This window comes from Thermus aquaticus, assembly GCF_001280255.1.
Classification (GTDB): Bacteria; Deinococcota; Deinococci; order Deinococcales; family Thermaceae; genus Thermus; species Thermus aquaticus.
Map to the genome: position 1 here is coordinate 1,974,334 of NZ_LHCI01000106.1, position 18,215 is coordinate 1,992,548.

General features: G+C 69.7%; 13 protein-coding genes, 1 pseudogene and 2 riboswitches. Of the genes and pseudogenes, 11 read left to right on the forward strand and 3 right to left on the reverse strand.

What is annotated here, in order from left to right; genetic code table 11:
• The first annotated feature begins 1 nt into the window (after position 1).
• The 3 genes from BVI061214_RS11440 to BVI061214_RS11450 all read left to right on the forward strand — a co-directional run bounded on the left by BVI061214_RS11440 (position 2) and on the right by BVI061214_RS11450 (position 2,315).
• Complete coding sequence (locus tag BVI061214_RS11440; RefSeq protein ID WP_053768473.1) at positions 2-661, forward strand: rhodanese-like domain-containing protein; 660 nt, start codon at positions 2-4, stop codon at positions 659-661.
• The gene (locus BVI061214_RS11445; protein WP_053768474.1) at positions 658-1,401 is read left to right on the forward strand and encodes a sulfite exporter TauE/SafE family protein; all 744 of its coding nucleotides are present in this window, start codon (positions 658-660) and stop codon (positions 1,399-1,401) included. Before BVI061214_RS11440 ends, BVI061214_RS11445 begins: the two co-directional genes overlap by 4 nt.
• A gap of 65 nt (positions 1,402-1,466) precedes the next feature.
• On the forward strand, positions 1,467-2,315 hold the full coding sequence (locus BVI061214_RS11450; protein ID WP_053768475.1) for a nitrilase-related carbon-nitrogen hydrolase: 849 nt from the start codon (positions 1,467-1,469) through the stop codon (positions 2,313-2,315).
• Here the strand turns inward: BVI061214_RS11450 and BVI061214_RS11455 are convergent.
• A complete protein-coding gene (locus BVI061214_RS11455; protein ID WP_082333172.1) occupies positions 2,310-2,711 on the reverse strand; it encodes a peptidylprolyl isomerase in 402 nt (133 codons plus the stop codon). The two genes, BVI061214_RS11450 and BVI061214_RS11455, sit on opposite strands and share 6 nt — an antisense overlap.
• On the opposite strand from BVI061214_RS11455, the gene hemE reads away from it, so the two are divergent.
• The 8 genes from hemE to BVI061214_RS11495 all read left to right on the forward strand — a co-directional run bounded on the left by hemE (position 2,604) and on the right by BVI061214_RS11495 (position 15,533).
• On the forward strand, positions 2,604-3,629 hold the full coding sequence (hemE, locus tag BVI061214_RS11460; protein WP_053768476.1) for a uroporphyrinogen decarboxylase: 1,026 nt from the start codon (positions 2,604-2,606) through the stop codon (positions 3,627-3,629). The two genes, BVI061214_RS11455 and hemE, sit on opposite strands and share 108 nt — an antisense overlap.
• Positions 3,626-4,585 (forward strand): ferrochelatase, encoded by a 960-nt coding sequence (hemH, locus tag BVI061214_RS11465; RefSeq protein WP_053768477.1) that lies wholly within the window; start codon positions 3,626-3,628, stop codon positions 4,583-4,585. The genes hemE and hemH overlap by 4 nt, the downstream gene beginning before the upstream one ends.
• Entirely contained in the window at positions 4,567-5,922 is a 1,356-nt protein-coding gene (gene hemG, locus BVI061214_RS11470; protein ID WP_053768478.1) for a protoporphyrinogen oxidase, read from the forward strand. Before hemH ends, hemG begins: the two co-directional genes overlap by 19 nt.
• A 35-nt stretch (positions 5,923-5,957) precedes the next feature.
• Positions 5,958-8,201 (forward strand): diguanylate cyclase, encoded by a 2,244-nt coding sequence (locus tag BVI061214_RS11475; protein ID WP_053768479.1) that lies wholly within the window; start codon positions 5,958-5,960, stop codon positions 8,199-8,201.
• A gap of 62 nt (positions 8,202-8,263) precedes the next feature.
• Positions 8,264-8,348: riboswitch (cyclic di-GMP riboswitch) on the forward strand.
• Between the two features lie 67 nt (positions 8,349-8,415).
• Positions 8,416-8,501, forward strand: a riboswitch (cyclic di-GMP riboswitch).
• A gap of 50 nt (positions 8,502-8,551) precedes the next feature.
• A complete protein-coding gene (locus tag BVI061214_RS11480) occupies positions 8,552-8,908 on the forward strand; it encodes a hypothetical protein (RefSeq protein WP_053768480.1) in 357 nt (118 codons plus the stop codon).
• A 41-nt stretch (positions 8,909-8,949) separates the two neighbouring features.
• Positions 8,950-11,523, forward strand: coding sequence for a bifunctional diguanylate cyclase/phosphodiesterase (locus BVI061214_RS11485; protein ID WP_053768481.1), 2,574 nt, complete (start codon positions 8,950-8,952; stop codon positions 11,521-11,523).
• A gap of 12 nt (positions 11,524-11,535) precedes the next feature.
• Complete coding sequence (locus tag BVI061214_RS11490) at positions 11,536-14,469, forward strand: HD domain-containing phosphohydrolase (RefSeq protein WP_156303267.1); 2,934 nt, start codon at positions 11,536-11,538, stop codon at positions 14,467-14,469.
• Positions 14,470-14,525: 56 nt separating this feature from the next.
• A complete protein-coding gene (locus BVI061214_RS11495; RefSeq protein WP_053768482.1) occupies positions 14,526-15,533 on the forward strand; it encodes a S1C family serine protease in 1,008 nt (335 codons plus the stop codon).
• A 49-nt stretch (positions 15,534-15,582) separates the two neighbouring features.
• Here the strand turns inward: BVI061214_RS11495 and BVI061214_RS11500 are convergent, their stop codons facing one another.
• Positions 15,583-17,124 carry a S8 family peptidase gene (locus BVI061214_RS11500; RefSeq protein WP_053768483.1) on the reverse strand — a complete coding sequence of 514 codons (1,542 nt, stop codon included), beginning with the start codon at positions 17,122-17,124 and terminating at the stop codon, positions 15,583-15,585.
• A gap of 74 nt (positions 17,125-17,198) precedes the next feature.
• Positions 17,199-18,185: pseudogene (locus BVI061214_RS11505) on the reverse strand (P1 family peptidase).
• Between the last annotated feature and the right edge of the window lie 30 nt (positions 18,186-18,215).

Here is an 18,215-nt window from a genome sequence, read left to right on the forward strand (position 1 = left end):
CATGTACGAGACCCAGGTCAAAAACATCGCCCCCGAGGAGGCCAGGCGCCTCCACGAGGCGGGCGTGCCCTTCATTGACGTCCGGGAGGTGGAGGAGTACGCCCAGGCCCGGATCCCCGGGGCCAGCCTCCTCCCCCTCTCCGAGTTCATGGCCCGCTACGGGGAGATCCCCCAAGACCGGCCCGTGGTCCTCTACTGCCGCACGGGAAACCGCTCCTGGCAGGCGGCGGCCTGGCTGGCCTCGCTGGGCTACGACCAGGTGCTGAACCTGGATGGGGGCATCGTCCGCTGGTACCGCTCGGGCCTCCCCGTGGACACCACCCCGGTGGAGGTGGGCTACGCCGCCACCCCCTTCCAGGAGGTGGGGCCCCACGAGGCCCAGGCCCTCCTGGAAGAGGCCCTGGTGGTGGACGTGCGGGAGCCCTGGGAGTACGCCGAAGGCCACCTGCCGGGGGCGGTCAACATCCCCCTCTCCACCCTGCCCGCAAGGCTTGCCGAGCTCCCCCGGGACCGCCCCATCCTCCTGGTCTGCAACTCGGGGAACCGCTCGGGGGTGGCCGCCGACTTCCTGGTCCAGCAGGGCTTCCCCGGGGAAAAGGTCTACAACCTGGAGGGGGGCACCTACGCCTGGATGGCCTCGGGCCTCCCGGTGGAGCGATGACCCTAGCCCTTCTTGGCGCCCTCCTTATCGGGCTTTCCCTGGGCCTTCTGGGCTCGGGGGGGTCCATCCTCACCGTCCCCGTCCTGGTCTACCTCCTGGGGGAGCACCCCAAGCAGGCCATCGCCGAAAGCCTCCTGGTCGTGGGGGGCATCGCCCTCTTGGGGGCCATCCCCTTCGCCTTAAGGGGCCTGGTGGACTGGCGTAACATCCTCTTCTTCGGGCTTCCCGGGATGGCGGGCACCTACCTGGGGGCCTGGCTCTCCCAGTTCGTCTCCGGGCAGGTCCAGCTCCTCACCTTCGCCCTGGTCATGATCCTCGCCGCCTACTTCATGGCCCGGCCCACCCCCCTGCGCCCCACCCAGAAGCGGCAGGCCTGGAAGATCGTCCTCGAGGGCACGGCGGTGGGGGCCCTCACCGGCTTCGTGGGCGTGGGCGGGGGCTTTCTGATCGTGCCCGCCTTGGTCCTCCTGGGCGGGCTTCCCATGCACCTGGCCGTGGGCACCAGCCTCCTCATCATCGCCCTCAAGTCCTTCGCCGGCTTTTATAAGTACCTCCACCTCCTCCCCGCCCTGGGCCTCTCCGTCAACTTCGCCAACGCCGGGCTCTTCCTCCTGGTGGGCGCCCTGGGGAGCCTGCTGGGGGGAAGGGTGGCCGTCAGGCTTCCCCACGAGGCCCTGAAGCGGGGCTTCGCCCTCTTCCTGGTGGTCATGGGGGTCTACATGGTGGCCCAGAACCTCTAATACCACCCCGGCACATTTTTTGGGGCCCCCACCGCGGCTTTCGCCGCGGTGGGGTACTATAGGGCGTGCCCTTCCGCACCTACCTGGCGGTGCAGGCGGAGGTGTTCCCGGAGGCCTATAAGAACGAGGAGGCCTTCCGGGAGCGGGTCCTTGCCCTCCTGAAGCCCCTGGAGGGCACCCCCTCCCCCAGGCTCGCTGCGTTCCCCGAGCTTTTTGGCCTTCCCCTCCTCCTCCACCTCGAGGGGGAGGTGGGCTTCAAGGACCTCCTCAAAGACCCCCTCCTTCCCTGGCGGCGGGCCAAAAAGGCCTACGGGGTCTTTCACCGGGTCATGGCCGAGGCCGCCAGGGCCTTTGGCACCTACCTCCTCTCGGGAAGCCTCCTCGCCCCCCCTTACGAGGAGGAGCTTGCCCGGGGGCGCTTCGCCCGCACCCCCCTCTTCCAAAACCTGGCCCTCTTCTTTAACCCCGAGGGCCGGCTTTTGGCCCAGGTGCCCAAGATGGAGCGCACGCCCCCCGAGCGCTGGCTTCTAAGGGGGCGGTTCGGCCCCCACCTGGTGGAGACCCGGGCCGGGCGGGTGGGCATCCTGATCTGCCTGGACGGGTTTTACGAAAAGCACCTCTCCCGCCTGGACGCCCTGGGGGCCGAGGTCCTCCTCCAGCCCTCCGCCAACCCCGCCCCCTGGGAGAGGCCCTGGCCCTGGGACCCCACGCGGAAGGAGGGAGAGGTGTGGCTGGCCTCGGCCAGGGAAAGGCTTCTGGGCCGGGAGAACCTGAGGGTCCTTCTAAACCCCATGCTGAACGGGCGGATCCTCTCCCTCGCCTTTGAGGGGCGAAGCGGGATCTACGCCCAAGGCGAGGCCTTGCGCCTGGCCCAAAGCCCCGTGGGGGACGAGACCCTCCTCCTCACCCTATAGGCGCTCGGGAAAGAGGCGGATGGGCACGCCGCGGATGAGGGCCTTGGCCAGCTTCTCCCAGGCTTTGGCCTTCAGGGCCTCCTCCAGGTCGGGAAGGGCCTCCTCCAGGGGGTAGCGGCCCGGGGGGAGGGCCTTTTCCAAAAGAATCAGGTGGAAGCCGTACTCGGTCTGGACCGGGGCCGACACCTGGCCGGGCTTTAGGAGGAGGAGGGCCTTCTCAAAGGCGGGGATGTAGGTGCCCTCAGGCTCGCAACCCAGCTCCCCCCCGGCCTCCCTGGAGCTGCTAGCATGGAGGGCGTGAACGACCTCATCCTGCGGGCGGCCCGGGGCGAGCCCACCCCCAGGCCCCCCGTCTGGTTCATGCGCCAGGCGGGCCGCTACCAAAAAAGCTACCAAGAGATCCGGAAGCGCTACACCCTGCCCGAGATCGTGAAGAACCCCGAGGTGGCGGCGGAGGTGACCCTCCTCCCCGTGAGGGAACTCGGGGTGGACGCCGCCATCCTCTTCGCCGACATCACCACCCCCCTTTACGGCATGGGCGTGGCCCTGGACCTGGTGGAGGGGAAGGGGCCCGTCATCCACAGGCCCATCCGGGACAAGGAGGGGGTGGAGGCCCTGAGGCCCCTGGTGCCCGAGGAGGCCGTGCCCTTCGTCCTAGAGGCTATCCGCCTCTTGAAGAAGGAGCTCAAGGTCCCCCTCATCGGCTTCGCCGGGGCCCCCTTCACCCTGGCCAGCTACCTGGTGGAGGGGGGGCCAAGCCGCCACTTCCTCCAGGTGAAGGCCTTCATGTACGGGGAGGAGGCCCTCTGGCACCGCCTCATGGAAAAGCTCACCGAGGCCATGGCCCGCTACCTGGAGGCCCAGGCCCGGGCGGGGGCCGACCTCCTCCAGGTCTTTGACTCCTGGGTGGGGGCCCTTGGGCCGGCCGACTACCGCCGCTACGTGAAGCCCCACATGAAAAGGCTCTTCCAGGCCCTAAGGCCCCTTGGGGTCCCGGTCATCCATTTCGGCGTGGGCACCATGGGCCTCCTGCAGGAGATGCGGGAAGCGGGGGGGGACGTGATGGGCCTGGACCACCACACCCCCCTCCCCTGGGCCCGGGACGTGTTGGGGAATACGCCGGTCCAGGGCAACCTGGACCCCGCCGTCCTCTTCGCCCCCAAGGAGGTCATCCGGCGGGAGGTGGGCCGCATCCTGGAGGAAAACGCCGGCCGAGCAGGCCACATCTTCAACCTGGGCCACGGCATCCTGCCCAAGACCCCCCATGACCACGTGGCCTACGTGGTAGAACTCGTGAAGGAGGTGGCGGCGTGAACGTGCTCCTTATGGCCTATGGCACCCCTTACACCCCGGAGGAGATCGCCCCCTACTACACGGATATCCGCCGGGGCCGGCGCCCCACGGAGGAGCTCTTAAAAGAGCTCGCCGAGCGCTACGAAGCCATCGGCAAGAGCCCCTTGAACGAGATCACCCTGGTCCAGGCCATGCGCCTCCAGGCCCTCTTGAACCTCGAGGCCCCTCTCTACCCCAAGCGCCTGCAAAGCCCCTTCGGCCCCCGGGCCCCCCACGGCCCGGCCCGGGTCTACGTGGGCACCAAGCACTGGCTCCCCTCCATCGGCGAGGCGGTGGCCGCCATGCACGAGGACGGAGTGCGGCGGGCCGTGGCCCTAGTGGCCGCCCCCCACTACTCCCTAAGGAGCGTGGCCGAGTACCAGGAGAAGGTGGAGGCCGCCCTCAAGTCCCTGCCCGAGCCCATAGAGTTCCTCTGGGTGGAAAGCTACGAGGCCCACCCCGGCCTGATCGCCGCCTACGCCAGGCGGCTGGAGGAGGCCATCTGGCGGCTCAAGGACCCCAGGCGGGCCGCCTACGTCTTCACCGCCCACTCCATCCCCGTGGCCGCCGTTGAGCGGGGGGACCCCTACCCCAGGCAGGTGGAGAAGACGGCGGAGCTCATCGCCAAAAGGCTTTCCCTCCCCCGCTATTTCGTGGCCTACCAGTCGGCGGGGCGCACCCCTGAGCCCTGGTTGGGCCCGGACATCAACGAGCTCTTAAGGCGGCTTGGCGAGGAGGGCTTTACCGAGGCCGTGGTCCAGGCGGTGGGCTTCCCCGCCGACCACCTGGAGGTCTTCTACGACCTGGACCTCGAGGCCCAGGCCACGGCGGAGGCGGTGGGCCTGAGGCTCCTAAGGGCCCGGAGCCTCAACGCCGACCTGGACTACATAGAGGTCCTCAAGGACCTGGTGGAGGCGGCGTGGCTCAGGTCCTCGTGATCGGCGGGGGGGGGGCGGGGCTCGCCGCCGGCCTGGCCCTGAAGGAGGCCGGGGCCGACTTCCTCCTCCTGGAGGCGAGACCCCGCCTGGGGGGCAAGGTGCGCACCCTGAGGCAGGGGGGGTTTCTGGTGGAGGGCGGGCCCGACGCCAGCGTCCGCTACAAAAAGGAGGTCCTGGAGCTGGCCCAGGCCTTCGGCCTGGAGCCCATCGGCACCCTCCCCCAAAAGCCCTCGGCCCTGATCCTGAAAGGGGGGCGGCCCCACCCCCTGCCCGAGGGGCTTTTGCAGGTGGTGCCCGGGGACCTGAGGGGCCTGGCCAGGACCTCCCTCCTCTCCTTTTCGGGAAAGCTCCGCGCCCTCTACGACCTCTTCCTCCCCCGGGGCAACAAGGAGGACGAAAGCCTGAGGGAGTTCGTGGAGCGCCGCCTGGGCCCTGAGGTCTTCGCCGCCCTGGTGGCCCCCCTGGCGGGGGGGATCTACGGGGGCGAGCCCGACGAGCTTTCCATGAAAGCCGCCTTCCCCCAGCTTCTGGAGCTGGAAAGGCGGCACCGGAGCCTGATCCTGGGGGCCATGCGGGAGAGAAAAAGCCGGGGAAGCCGGGAAGGGGGTAGCCTCTTCTTCTCCTTCCGGGAGGGGCTTTCCGCCCTCACCCGAAAGATGGCCGAGGCCCTTTCGGAAAGGGTCTTCACGGGCACCCCGGTCCTTGGGGTGGAGCCCTTGGGAAGCCGCTACCGGGTCCACACGCCAAAGGGAGTCCTGGAGGCCGAGGCCCTCGTCCTGGCCACCCCCGCCCCCCAGGCGGCCAGGCTCCTGAGGCCCTTCCTGCCCGAGGCCACCGCCCTCTTAAAGGGCATCCCCCACATCCCGGCGGCCACGGTGAGCCTGGCCTTCCCGGAGCCCCTTCCCGTGGTGGGGCACGGCCTCCTGATCGCCAAAGGGGAGGGGTTCCGGGTGCGGGGCTTCACCTGGACCCACCAGAAGTGGGAGGGCCGGGCCCTCGAGGGCCATAGCCTGGTCCGGGCCTATCTCTCGGGCGAGGCGGCGGGGCTTTCCGAGGCCGAACTGGCCAAAATCGCCCTGGAGGACCTCCGCCGCTTCCTCGGGAAGGAGGTGCGTCCGAGCCACACCTTCGTCTTCCGCTTCCCCGAGGGGATGCCCGGCTACCGGGTGGGGCACCTGGAGCGGCTTGACCGCCTGGAGATGGCCCTCCTCAAGGCCCCCGGGCTCTTCCTGGCGGGGAACTACCTGGAGGGCGTGGGCCTTCCCGAGGTGGTGCGCTCCGGCAGGAGGGCGGCGGGCCGCGCCCTGGCCCACCTGGCCCTGGCCCCCACCCCCTAGCGCCCGGGAAAGGCTTGGGTCAGCATAGGCCAAACATGGCCCTGTCTTATCCTGCCATAGCCCTGGCCTCCTTCCTGGTGGGGCTTTTGGCGGGCTTTTTGGGCTACAGCGACCCCTACATCCTCCCCTGGTTCATGATCGCCGTGGCCGTGGTGGCCAGCGTCTACGGCCTCTCCTGGGGGCTTCTGGCCGCCCTCTTCTCCACCCTGGTCCTCCTCCTTTTCCCGGGGTTTAACCCGATGGCCCTGGCCCTCCTCCTCCTCTCCGCCCTGCTGGCCCACCAGGTGGGGGAAAGCCTGCGGCGGGCTCACCGCCGCGCTAAAGCCCTCGCCAAAAGCCAGCGCCTGATCGCCGAGGCCCTCGAGGCCCTCCCCCAGGCCCCAAACCGGGAGGCCCTCCTCAAGAGCCTCCCCGAGCGCCTCCTTGCCCTGGGGGAGGGGGGGCACGTGGGGGTCTGGGTGCCCGCCCCCGAAGGGGGGTTTAGCCTTCTCGCCACCCACCCGCCCATGAGCCTGGCCTGGATCCCGGATAGCGGCGTGGTGGGCCGGGCCTTCCGGGAGGGCAAGCCCCTCTACATCCCCGATGTGCGGCGGGAGCCCGGCTACATCCCGGACCCCTCCATCCCCACCCTGGCCGAGCTGGCCCTGCCCCTTTGGGAAAGGGGCGAGGTGGTGGCGGTGCTGAACCTGGAGCGCCCAAAGCCCTTCCTCCCCGAGGAGGTGGAGGGCCTCACCCGCTTCGCCCAGGCGGTGGGCCTCCACCTGGACCGCCTGGCGGACCTGGAGGAGAGGACCCTCCTTTCTGGGCTTTCCGAAAGGCTCCAAAGCGCCGGGACCAAAGAAGAGGCGGCGGGGAGGGCCCTGGCCTTCCTGGTGCCCGCCTTGGGCCTCCAGGCCGGGGCCCTCTGGGAGGCCCGAGGAGCGCGGATGCAGGCCCTCGCCCACCACGGGGTGCGGGAAGCAAGCCTCCTCCGGGTGCTGGAGGAGGGCCTGGCCTTTGGGGTGGGCCTCGCCTGGCGGGTGTACGAGACGGGAAGCCCCCTCTTCACCGCCCGCTACGCCGAGGAAAGCCAGGGGGTTCCCGCCCTCCAGGCCCTGGGCTGGCGCACCTTCGCCGCCCTCCCCCTGCCCTCCCCGGGAAGCCCCAGGAGCCGCCGGGTCCTGGTCCTGGGCGCGCCGGAGGCCCGGCCCTGGCGCAGGGCCGAGGTGGAGAGCCTCCTCCTTTGTAGCCGCACCCTGGCCCTGGCCCTGGAACGCCTGGCCGAGAAGGCGCGGCACCAGGCGGTGAACCGCCTCTTCCAGGAGCTTTTGCAAAAGCCCCTGGAGGCCCTTTACCAGGAGGTCCTGGAGGAAGCCGTCCGGCAGGTGCCGGGGGCGGAGGCGGGGAGCCTCCTCGTGCTGGAGGAGGGGGTCTACCGCTTCCGGGCGGCGGTGGGGTACGACCTGGAAGGGCTTAAGGGGGTAGCCTTCCGGCCGGAGGACCAGCTCCTCTGGTACGGCCTGGGAGAGGAGGAGGCCCAGAGGGGCGAGCCCCGGATCCTCAGCGCCGAGGCCCGCCCCATCGCCGAGATCAGCCACAAGACCGCCCCCCCGGAGGTCATGGACCGCGCGGGCAGGGCCACGGAGATCCAGGCCAACCTCTGCCTCCCCATCCCCTACCAGGGCCAGGTGCTGGCCTACCTGAACCTGGACAACCTCCACGACCCCCGGGCCTTTGGCGAGGACAGCCTCGAGGCCGCCCGCTTCTTCGCCACCCCCCTGGCCGCCCTCCTCCACGAGGCCAGGACCCGGAGGCTTCTGGAGGAGGCCGCCCTCACCGATCCCCTCACGGGCCTTCCCAACCGCCGGGCCTTTGAACGGCTCTTTTTGGAGGAGCTGAAGCGGGCCGAGCGCTACGGTTACCCCCTCTCCCTGGCCGTCTTGGACCTGAAGGGGTTCAAGGCCATCAACGACCGGCTAGGCCACGCCGCCGGGGACCTGGCCCTCGTCCGCGTGGCCCAGGTCCTTTCCAAGGAGCGGCGCAACGGGGACCGGGTCTTCCGCTGGGGCGGGGACGAGTTCGCCGCCCTCTTCCCCCACACGGGCAAGGAGGGGGCCGTAAGGGCCGCCTTCCGCTACGCCCGGGCCATTGAGGGCATCTGCCTGGAAGGCCTCTGCCTGGGGGTCAACATCGGCCTCGCCACCTATCCCGAGGACGGGACGACCACGGACGAGCTCCTATCCGCCGCCGACACCCGCATGTACCAGGCCAAGGCCCAGGGGCTTTCTGTCTTGGCCTAAACGCCCCTTGCCAAAACCCGCCCGCAGGTGTACCCTTGAGCTAGGGACGCTGAAGTCCCCAAAGGCACCTCGGAGGCGACGAAGCCTGTCCTGCAATCTGGGCGCCTGGGACAGGTGGAGCCAGTGGCGCAACCGGCCGAGGGCGGGCAAAGCCAAACCTTTTCCTTGCTTTCCCTCTGTCGGCCAGGCGCCTAGCCTGGCCCTAAGGCTTTTTAGGGCGTTCGGAGGCGAGGAACCGTGATACCCAAGATGGGCGCCAAGGGACACGGGGAGCCAGTGGCGCAACCGGCCGGACGCTATAGCACGGCTATACCGCCGACCCTTGCGCCACCTCCCCCAAGGAGGTGGGCATGCGGACGTGGATCCTAGCCCTCTTGATCCTCGTAGGGGGCGTGGCCCCGGCCCAGAGCGCCGCCAGCGTCGGCGTGGGCATCCGCATCCCCGCCGTGGTGGGGCTCCGCCTGGCGGAGGTGGAAGGGCCTATGGTGTCCGCACTGGAGCTTGGGCCCGGGGTCCACACCCTCAGGCTCGTGGCCAACACCCAGTGGGAGCTTAGGGTGGAGGTGGAGGGCCAGGCCCTTCTGGCCAACCTGTCCCTTCAGGCGGGCACCCACGTCCTCTCGGGCCGGGGCAGGCTGACCCTCACCCTGGAGGTGCCCCCGGGGAGCCGGGTGCGCCTCAAGGTGGCCCTGGCGGGGATTTCTTAGAAACCACACCCCCTTAGGTGTAAACTAGAGGGGATTCGGCCATGGACTGGACCCGAACTCCCTCACGGTCCTCGCCCGTCCTGCCCCTCCTGCGGCAGGGCCTTCAGGGGCTTCCCGAGGCCCTCAGGGCCCTGGCCAAGGCCCTACAGGCCCACCGCGCCTACCTCTTCCGCTTGGAGGAGCGGGACGGGCTTTGGTACGCCTCCCAGCTGGCCGAGTGGGCGGGCCCCCACGTCACGCCCCAGATCCAGAACCCCAGCCTGCAACGCCTGCCCGTGCGGGAAGCGGGCTACGGCCGCTGGCTGGAGGCCTTTCTGCGGGGCGAAGCCATCGGAGGCGCGGTAAGGACCTTCCCCGAGGAGGAAAGGCCCCTTCTGGAGGCCCAGGAGATCCAAAGCCTCCTGGTGGTCCCCATCCGGGTGGAGGGGCGGCTCTGGGGCTTTCTCGGAGTGGACGACTGCGAAAGGGAGCGGGCCTTCACCCTCGAGGAGGAAGCCCTTCTCCGGGAGGTGGCTGAGGCCCTGGCCCGCACCCTGGACCTCTTTGAGGTCCACCGCTTCACGGAACGCCTCTTGGAGCTTTCCCCCTTCTACGTGGCCCGCATGAGCCCAGAAGGCGGACGCCTATGGGCCAACCTCGCCTTTAAAAAGGCCTTCCCCCAGGGGCTTCCCCTGCCCTTGGAGGCGCCCCTGGCCCAGCCGGGGCGGCCGGTGACGGCCACCACCGCTGGGGAGGCCCCCGCCGAGTGGACCCTGGTGGCCGTGCCCGGCCCGGGAGGGGAGGTCCTAGAGGTTCTGGCCTTCGGCCTGGACCTTCGGGAGCGCCTCCTGGCCCAGGAGCGGGAGGCCCGCTGGAGTGCCTTCCGCAAAAACCTCCTCCGGGTTTACGAGACCCTGATGGCCGAGGGGTTTTCCGAGTCCGTCTTCGGCCTCATCCTCGAGGCCGCCCTGGACACGGTGCCCGCCGCCCAGGCGGGGAGCGTGGCCGTCCTCAAGGAGGACGGGTACTACCACTTCGTGGCCGCCAAAGGGTACGACCTGGAGGCCCTGCGCCAGGTCCGGCTCCACCCGGAAGAGCCTCTCTCCCTCACCGGGCACAGGGAGGCCCAGGTCTTCACCCAGAAGGACCTCAAGCGCTTCAACCGGCGGCTGGACCCCAAGCGGAGAAGGGTGATGGAGGAGGCGGGAAGGGTGCGGGAGATCCAGGCCGTTCTGGCGGTGCCCGTCTACCTCTCCGGCGAGCGCAAGGCCTTCTTGTACCTGGACAACCTGGAGAGGGAGGACGCCTTCACCCCCCTGGACCTGGAGCTGGCCCAGGCCTTTGCCAGCCAGCTGGGCCTCCTCCTCCGGAGGATGGAGCTGGAGGGGAGGCTGACCTACCTGGCCTTCCACGACCCCCTGACCGGCCTACCCAACCGCCTCTTCTTCCTGGAGAAGCTGGCCCAGGCCCTAAAAGAGGAGCCCAGGGTGGCCGTCTTGTACCTGGACCTGGACGGGCTGAAGCTGGTCAACGACCTGGAGGGCCACGCCACGGGGGACGAGGTCATCCGGACCGTGGCCGCCCGCCTGCGGGCCGCCGTCAGGCCCCGGGACCTGGTGGCCCGGCAGGGCGGGGACGAGTTCCTCGTTCTCCTTGCGGGGCTCCGCAAGCCGGAGGAGGCCGTCCAGGTGGCGGAGCGGCTTCTAGAGGTGGTGCGCCTGCCCCTGCCCCTGGGCGGGCGGGTCTTTCACCTCACCACCTCCTTGGGCATCGCCCTGGGGGAGCCCGGCCTCACCCCGGGGGAGCTTCTGGCCCGGGCCGACCTGGCCCTTTACCGGGCCAAGGGCGAGGGCAAGGACCGGCTGGCCTTTTACGAGCCCGGGCTCCAGGAGGCCCTGCGCCGGGAGATGGCCCTGGTGGAGGCCCTGCGGGAGGCCCTGGCCGGGGATGAGGGCGAGCTCACCCTCCTCTACCAGCCCATCGTGGACCTGGCCACGGGGGCCCCTGTGGCCCTCGAGGCCCTGATCCGCTGGCCCAAGGCCCCCCCCGGCGAGTTCATCCCCCTGGCGGAGCGGCACCGCCTCATGCCGGAGCTGGGGGCGTGGGTCCTGCGCCGGGCCTGCCGGGAGCAGGCCCGCCACGGCCTGCCCGTGCACGTGAACGTGAGCCCCCAGGAGCTCCTCCACCCCGGCTACCCCGGCCTGGTGGCCCAGGTCCTGGAGGAGACCGGATGCCCCCCCAGGGCCCTGGTCCTGGAAATCACGGAAACCGCCCTCATCCCCGACGAGAGGGGGCGGGACGCCACCCTGACCGTGCGCATCCTGCGGGAGCTGGGAGTCAGGGTCTTCCTGGACGACTTCGGAAGCGGCTACTCCAGCCTGGAGCGCCTGGCGGCCCTTCCCGTGGACGGCCTCAAGCTGGGCCAGGCCTTCACGCAGGCCCTGGGGAACCCTCCGGACCCCCAAAGCCCCGCCGCCCGGCTGGTGGCCGCCGTCTTGGCCCTGGCCCAAGCCCTGGGGCTCGCCGCCGTGGCCGAGGGCATAGAGGGCGAGGCCACCCTGGCCTACCTGCGCCGCCTGGGGTTCACCTTGGGACAGGGCTTCCTCTTTGGCCGCCCCGCCCCTTTGGGGGTATAGTGGGGTAGGAGAATGCGCCTCAGCGCCGCAGGCAAGGTCGCCCTAGCCTACGCCCTCTTTTCCCTCCTCTGGATCCTGGGAAACGATCGGCTCCTTCTGGCCCTCTTTCCCAAGGCCGCAACCCTCACCCTCTGGCAAACGGTTAAAGGGTTCCTCTTCGTGGCCCTCTCTGGGCTCCTGGTCTACCTCCTGGCCCTCAGGGAAACCCGGGCGGAAGAGGCCAAAACCAGAGCCGAAAGGGCCTCCGCCCGCCGCCTCCAGGCCCTTCTGGAAAGCGGCAGGGAGCTCGTCTACCTCCTGGACGAAAAGGGGCGGATCCGCTACGCCTCCCCCAACGTGAGGAAGGTGCTGGGCTACCTGCCCTGGGAGGACCCGGGGCCGGGGGCGCCTATTTTGGACTACGTTCACCCTGAAGACAGGCTTCTCGCCGAGGCGGCCCTGCAGGACCTCCTCCGCCACCCGGGGACCACCCTGGAGTACCGCCTGCGCGTCCTGGACAAGGAGGGCGGGGTGCGGGCGGTGCGGGTGTGGGGCAGAAACCTCCTCCAGGACGAGGCGGTTAGGGCCATCGTCCTCAAGGTCCAGGACGTCACCGAGCTGGTCAGGCACCAGGACCGCCTGGAGAGCGTCCTTGACGCCCTCCCCGGTATGGTCTTCCAGGTACAGGTGGCGGAGGGAGAAGACCCCGCCTACGCCTCCCTCTACTACATCAGCCCCAAGCAAGCCGCGGCCCTCCTGGGCTACCCGGCGGAAGCCCTCCTCGCCGACCCCGCCTTCTATTTTTCCCAGGTCCATCCCGAGGACCGGGAGGGCCTCGAGGCCGCCCTACGCCAAGCGGTGGCGGAACCCGGCCGGGTTCAGGTCCACACCTACCGCTTCTGGCACGGGAAAAAGGAGGCCTGGGTTTGGCTTCGGGACACCCTCGTCTACCACCCCGAAACCCGCTTTCTCACCGGGTACACCTACGAGGTCACGGAAGAGGTGGAGTCGGAGCGCCGCTTTCGCGCCCTGGCGGAGACCGCCCCGGCCCTCATCCTCATGTGGCAGGCGGAAGACCCCACCCGGCCCGAGTCCGCCAGGCTGGTCTACGCCAACCCCGAGGCCCTGCGCCTCACCGGGTACACCCTGGAAGAACTCCAGGCCAGGCCCATCTGGGAGTTCGTCCACCCCCAGGACCGGGAGCTGGTGCGAAGCCGCGGGCTGGCCCGGCTTAGGGGGCAAACCCCCCCGAGCCGCTACGCCTTCCGCATCCTGACCAAGGGAGGGGAGGTCCTGTGGCTGGACTACTCCGCCGCCCGGGTGGAGCTTGGGGGGAAACCCACCGTCTTGGGCGTGGGCCTGGACATCACCGAGGCCAAGGAACGGGAGCGGACCCTGGAGGCCTTCGCGCGCCTCAGCCTGGCCCTGAGGGAAAGCGAAGACCTCCGGGAGATGATGGAAAAGGGACTGGACACCGTGATGGACCTCCTGGGGGCCGGGGCGGGAAGCGTCCTCATGTACGAAGGCACCCCTCCCCAGGTCCGGGTGGCCGCGGACCGGGGGTGGATGGCCCACCTCCCCCCTCCCTCCAACCCCCTGGAGGCGCGGAGCCTGGTGGCCCAGGCCCTGGCGGGGGAGGTCGTCCTCTCCCCCGACCCCAAGACTGATCCCCGGGTCCGGGAAGCGGCCCGCCCCTTTATCCCCGAGGGCTGGGGGGTCCTGGCCCTCCCGCTCCTGGCGGGCCGGGAGGCGGTGGGCGCCCTTTTCCTTTCCTGGCCCCGGGCCCAGCTTCCCGGCCCTAGGGAGGTGGAGCGGACCCAGATCCTGGGCGAGGTCCTGGGCAACGCCCTGCGCCGGGGTAGTCTGCGGGCAAAGCTTGCCCAGCGGGTGGCCCAGCTGGAGGCCCTCCGGGCCGTGGACCAGGCCATCGCCGCCTCTTTGGACCTGGGGCCCACCCTGGAAGTCTTTCTGGCCCAGGTCCTCCGCCTGCCCCTGGACGCGGTGGCCTTCTTCCTCTACTGCAAGGAGGAGGGAGGACTGGTCCTGGAGGCGGCCAAGGGGTTCCTCTCCCCCAAGGAAGCCCTGCCGAAGCGCATCCCCCTGGGCGTGGGCCACGTGGGCCAGGCGGCCCTGGAGGGGCAGGTGGTCCACGTCCAGAACCTGGCCCAAAACCCGGGCACCCACCCGGAGTTCACCCTCAGGGAAGGCCTGGTCTCCGAGCGGGCCTATCCCCTCTTCGCCAAGGGCAGGCTCCTGGGGGTCCTGGCGGCCTTCACCCGCAAGCCCTGGGACCTGACCCCCGAGGAGGAGGAGTTCCTGGAGGCCCTGGTGGGCCAGGGGACCATCGCCCTGGACAACGCCCTCACCTTCCAAGCCCTGCAGAAGACCCAGCGGGAGCTGGAGGCCGCCTACGACCTCACCCTATGGGGCTGGGCCAAGGCGGTGGAACTGCGGGACCAGGAGACCGCCGGCCACACGGAGCGGGTCACGGCGCTCACCCTGCGCCTGGCCCGGGCCCTGGGGGTACCCGAGGAGGACCTGGAGCACATCCGGCGGGGAGCCATCCTCCACGACGTGGGCAAGCTGGCCATCCCCGACCACATCCTCCTCAAGCCGGGCCCCCTCACCGAGGAGGAGTGGGCGGTTATGAAAAGGCACCCCGTCTACGCCTACGAGTGGCTTTCCGGCATCCCCTTCCTCAGGAAGGCCCTGGACATCCCCTACGCCCACCACGAGCGCTGGGACGGCTCCGGCTACCCCCGGGGCCTGAAAGGGGAGGCCATTCCCCTTTCCGCCCGCATCTTCGCCGTGGTGGACGTCTACGATGCCCTGACCTCCGACCGCCCCTACCGCAAGGCCTGGCCTAAGGAGAAGGCCCTGGCCTACCTTCGGGAGCAGGCGGGCCGGCAGTTTGACCCCCAGGTGGTGGCGACCTTCCTGCGCCTGGTGGAGGAAGAGGGCCTTTAGGTCCCGAAGGTGCCCGGGGCCACCCTCTTTCCAGAACCTGGGGCCAGAATGAGGGCATGCGGAAGTTGGGCGGCCTCCTCCTCCTTCTGCCCCTTCTCCTCGCCCTGAACCTCCTCCTCACCAAAGGACCCCCGGTCCTCTGGACCGAGACCGTCCAAGCGGGCCCGGAAACCCTGCAGGAGGTCTACACCAAAGCCCACCCCGCCGTCTTGGGGGTAGAGGGCCCCGAGGGAACCCGGGGCACGGGCTTCTTCTACGCCCCGGGCCTGGTCCTCACCGCCTACCACGTGGTGGCCGAGGGGGGGCCCTTCACCCTCCTCCTGGCGGACCGCACCCGGGCCCAGGCCCGCCTCCTGGGCTTCGCCGAGCCCCTGGACCTGGCGGTCCTGGCCACGGAGGCCACCCCGCCCGCCCCGCCCCTTCCCCTGGAGACCGAGAGGCGGCCTCAGGCGGGCGAGGCGGTGCTCCACATCGGCAACGGCCGGGGTCAGTTCATCGCTCCCCGCTACGGCCGGGTGACCCGCCTCGAGGCCAGCCCCTCCGCCTTCCTCCCCCAGGGCCTGGTGGAGACCTCCCTCCCCCTCGCCCCGGGGGACTCCGGGGGGCCGGTGTTGGACGCCCGGGGGAAGGTCCTGGGGGTGGCCGTGGCCATCGGCCAGACGGAGGCGGGCTTCCGGAGCTACTTCACCCCCCTCTTCGGCCGGGGGGAGGTCCTTTTGGCCCTGGAGCGGGGCGAGAGGCGCTACTGGCCCTACCTGGGCCTCCGGGGCCCCCGGGCTCTGACCCCAGAGCTCGCCCGGGAGCTGGGCCTCCCGCCGGGCGGGGTCCTGGTGGGGGAGGTGGTGCCGGGCGGGGCGGCCCACCGGGCGGGGCTTAGGGGCCTCGAGGCGGGAGGCGTGCCCGACGTGATCCTGGAGGTGAACGGGGTGCCGGTGAACTCCTTTGAGGACCTCCTCCGCGAGGTGCGCCGCCACCAGGTGGGGGGCCGGATCGCCCTCACCGTGCGCCGGGGGGGCCAGGTCTTCCAGGTGGAAGCGGTCCTCGCCCCTTTCCCAGGACGCTAAAGGGAAAACCTCCCCCAGGCGCTTCCCAGGGGAGGAAGAACTCCTTCGCCTAGGGGCGCTGGAGCCAGAACTCGTACATCCCCGAGCCGCTATAGGCGTAGATGCGCCAGAGGTAGTAGCCAGCAGTTCCGCTGTAGCTGAGACTTTCCTCCGAGGTGGGCCCCGTAGAGCTAGCCACGGTCACCCAACGGGAGCCGTCCCACCGCCAGAGGTAGAGGTCAAAGTCCGTTCCGGCGGGGCCCCTAAGCCAGGCCCTATGGGTACCTGCAGGGCTGTAGTAGTAGGTGCCGTTGGGTTGGAAGTTATAGTCACCAGGACCGGAAAGGCTGCCCGTGTAGTAGCTACAGCTGGTACAGGGGGCTGTGGAACCACTCCCCGAGGAGAGCAGGGAGTAAAGGAGACGGTTGGGGGACCCCGATCCGATCCCCGAAAGCCGCCCCGTAGTGGCTCCGTTGAGGATAGCGCTAGCAACAGAGGCCGGCGTAGCCGAAGGATTTTGCTCTAGATACAAAGCAGCCACCCCGGCCACATGGGGGGTGGCCATGGAGGTGCCGTTAAGGGTCTGGGTGGCCGTGTCCGAGGTGTACCACGCCGAGGGAATGGAAGCCCCAGGGGCGAAGAGGTCCACGCAACTACCGTAGTTGGAGAAGCTGGCACGGGCGTCGGAAGATGTGGTAGCGCCCACGGTAAGGGCCTCGGCCACCCGGGCTGGGGAGTAGTTGCAGGCGTTGGCGTTGTCGTTCCCCGCAGCCACAGCGTAGACCACTCCCGCGGCGATGGAGTTCTTCACGGCGTTGTCCAGGGCAGTGGAGACTCCGCCTCCTAAGCTCATGTTGGCAACGGCCGGCCTGCGGTGGTTCCGCGTGACCCAGTCCACCCCAGCGATGACCCCAGAGGTGGAGCCGGAACCGTTGCAGTCCAGGACGCGCACAGCGTAGAGGTTAACCGCTTTGGCTACCCCATAGGTCACTCCGCCGATCGTTCCCGCCACATGGGTACCGTGGCCGTTGCAGTCCTGGCCGTTCCCCCCTAAGGCGTCATAGCCTACCCGGGCCCGGCCGCCGAACTCCCGGTGGGTCGTGCGGATTCCGGTGTCAATCACATAGACGTTAACCCCCCTTCCCGTAGCGGTGTAGGTGTAGCTGTTGGAAAGGGGAAGGTCCCGCTGGTCAATCCGGTCCAGGCCCCAAGGAGCCGGGCTCTGGGTAGCCCAGGCCCGTACCACCTTGTCCGCCTCTATGAACTCCACGTCGGGACTCTGCCTAAAGGCCTCTAAGGCCTGGGGCGCCATCTCCGCCGCAAATCCCTGGAGGGCGCCCGTGTAGGCCTGGGTCACCACTACCCCCTGAGGAGCCAGCCGTGCCTGCAGGGTTGTGATGCCACCTTGGAGCAGAGACTGACCCTTCCCCTTCTTAAAGACCACAATGTACCGGCCCGGGATAGCTTCAGGGTCATCCAGGCCATAGACGGGAGCCTCCTTGGGCCAGAAGGCCTCAGCCAAGGTAGGGGTTGGATCGGAGCGGGAGGCCATCTGACAACCACCCAAAACGAGCACCGCGAAAAGCGCCATCAGCCAATAAGTCTTCCTCATACGCTCCTTTGTGGATTTCACGAGGGCAAAGCTAACCCTAAGGATGCCCGGGTGTCAAGGGGGTTTTTATTCAGTTATTCTTCATTTTTACGCACAAGCTGCCGGTATGCAGGCACCCCCAACATCCCCTCCGCCAACAGCACCGCCCGGGCGATGGCCCGCGCGAGGGCGTCGGCGGCGTAGGCCCCGAGGCGGAGGAGGAGGTAGGGGTCCACCCCCCTGCCCTCCCCCAGGGCCAGGGCGAAGACCAGGTCCCCGTCCAGGGGGGTGTGGGCGGGGCGGATGGCCCGGGCGATCCCGTCCTAGGCCATGATGGCCAGGCGCCTGGCCTGGGCCTTGGTGAGGGGGGCGTCGGTGACGACCGCCGCCAGGGTGGTGCTCTGCCCCGGGAGGAAGGGGTAGCGGTAGGCCTCCTCTTCCCCCCGGTAGCGGGTGAGGTCGGGGAGGAGGGCCCTCTCCTCCTCGGTGAGGAAGGCCTCGGCGTAGAGCCTTCCCGTCCGGGGGTCAAAGGGGCGGCCCAGGCTGTTGACGGCCACCAGGGCGTAGACGGCGTACCCCTCCTCCAGGCGGTAGCCCGCCGCCCCCACCCCTCCCTTGACCCCGCCCGCCAAGGCCCCGGTCCCCGCCCCCACGCTCCCCTCGGCCACCTCCTCCCGGGCGGCCATTGCCGCCAGGTAGCCGGCCTCCGGGTCTGGAGGGCGGAAGGTCCCTCCCCGGCCCAGGTCGTAAAGGACGGCGGCGGGGACGATGGGGACCGGCCCGGCCGGGGTGGGAAAGCCCAGGCCCCGCTCCCTCAGGTAGCGCACCACCCCCTCCGCCGCCCCCAGGCCGAAGGCGCTTCCCCCGGTGAGGAGGAGGGCCTGGACCCTTTCCACGGTGTTCTCAGGGGAGAGGAGGTCCGTCTCCCGGGTCCCCGGGGCCGCCCCCCGCACGTCCACCGCCCCGATGGCCCCCTCCTCCAGGAGGAGGACCGTGCACCCGGTGAGGGCCTTTAGGTCCGTAAAGTGCCCCACCTTCAGGCCCAAAAAGGGAACCTTCCCAGGAGGCAAGGCTTCCGCCATGGCCCCAGTATGGGGTAGCCTGAAGGCCAG

Coding starts and splice junctions, on each gene's coding strand:
- BVI061214_RS11440 (WP_053768473.1), top strand. CDS start 2: ATGTACGAGACCCAGGTCAAAAACATCGCCCCCGAGGAGGCCAGGCGC.
- BVI061214_RS11445 (WP_053768474.1), top strand. CDS start 658: ATGACCCTAGCCCTTCTTGGCGCCCTCCTTATCGGGCTTTCCCTGGGC.
- hemE (WP_053768476.1), top strand. CDS start 2,604: ATGGAGGGCGTGAACGACCTCATCCTGCGGGCGGCCCGGGGCGAGCCC.
- BVI061214_RS11475 (WP_053768479.1), top strand. CDS start 5,958: ATGGCCCTGTCTTATCCTGCCATAGCCCTGGCCTCCTTCCTGGTGGGG.
- BVI061214_RS11480 (WP_053768480.1), top strand. CDS start 8,552: ATGCGGACGTGGATCCTAGCCCTCTTGATCCTCGTAGGGGGCGTGGCC.
- BVI061214_RS11485 (WP_053768481.1), top strand. CDS start 8,950: ATGGACTGGACCCGAACTCCCTCACGGTCCTCGCCCGTCCTGCCCCTC.
- BVI061214_RS11490 (WP_156303267.1), top strand. CDS start 11,536: ATGCGCCTCAGCGCCGCAGGCAAGGTCGCCCTAGCCTACGCCCTCTTT.
- BVI061214_RS11495 (WP_053768482.1), top strand. CDS start 14,526: ATGCGGAAGTTGGGCGGCCTCCTCCTCCTTCTGCCCCTTCTCCTCGCC.
- BVI061214_RS11500 (WP_053768483.1), bottom strand. CDS start 17,124: ATGAGGAAGACTTATTGGCTGATGGCGCTTTTCGCGGTGCTCGTTTTG.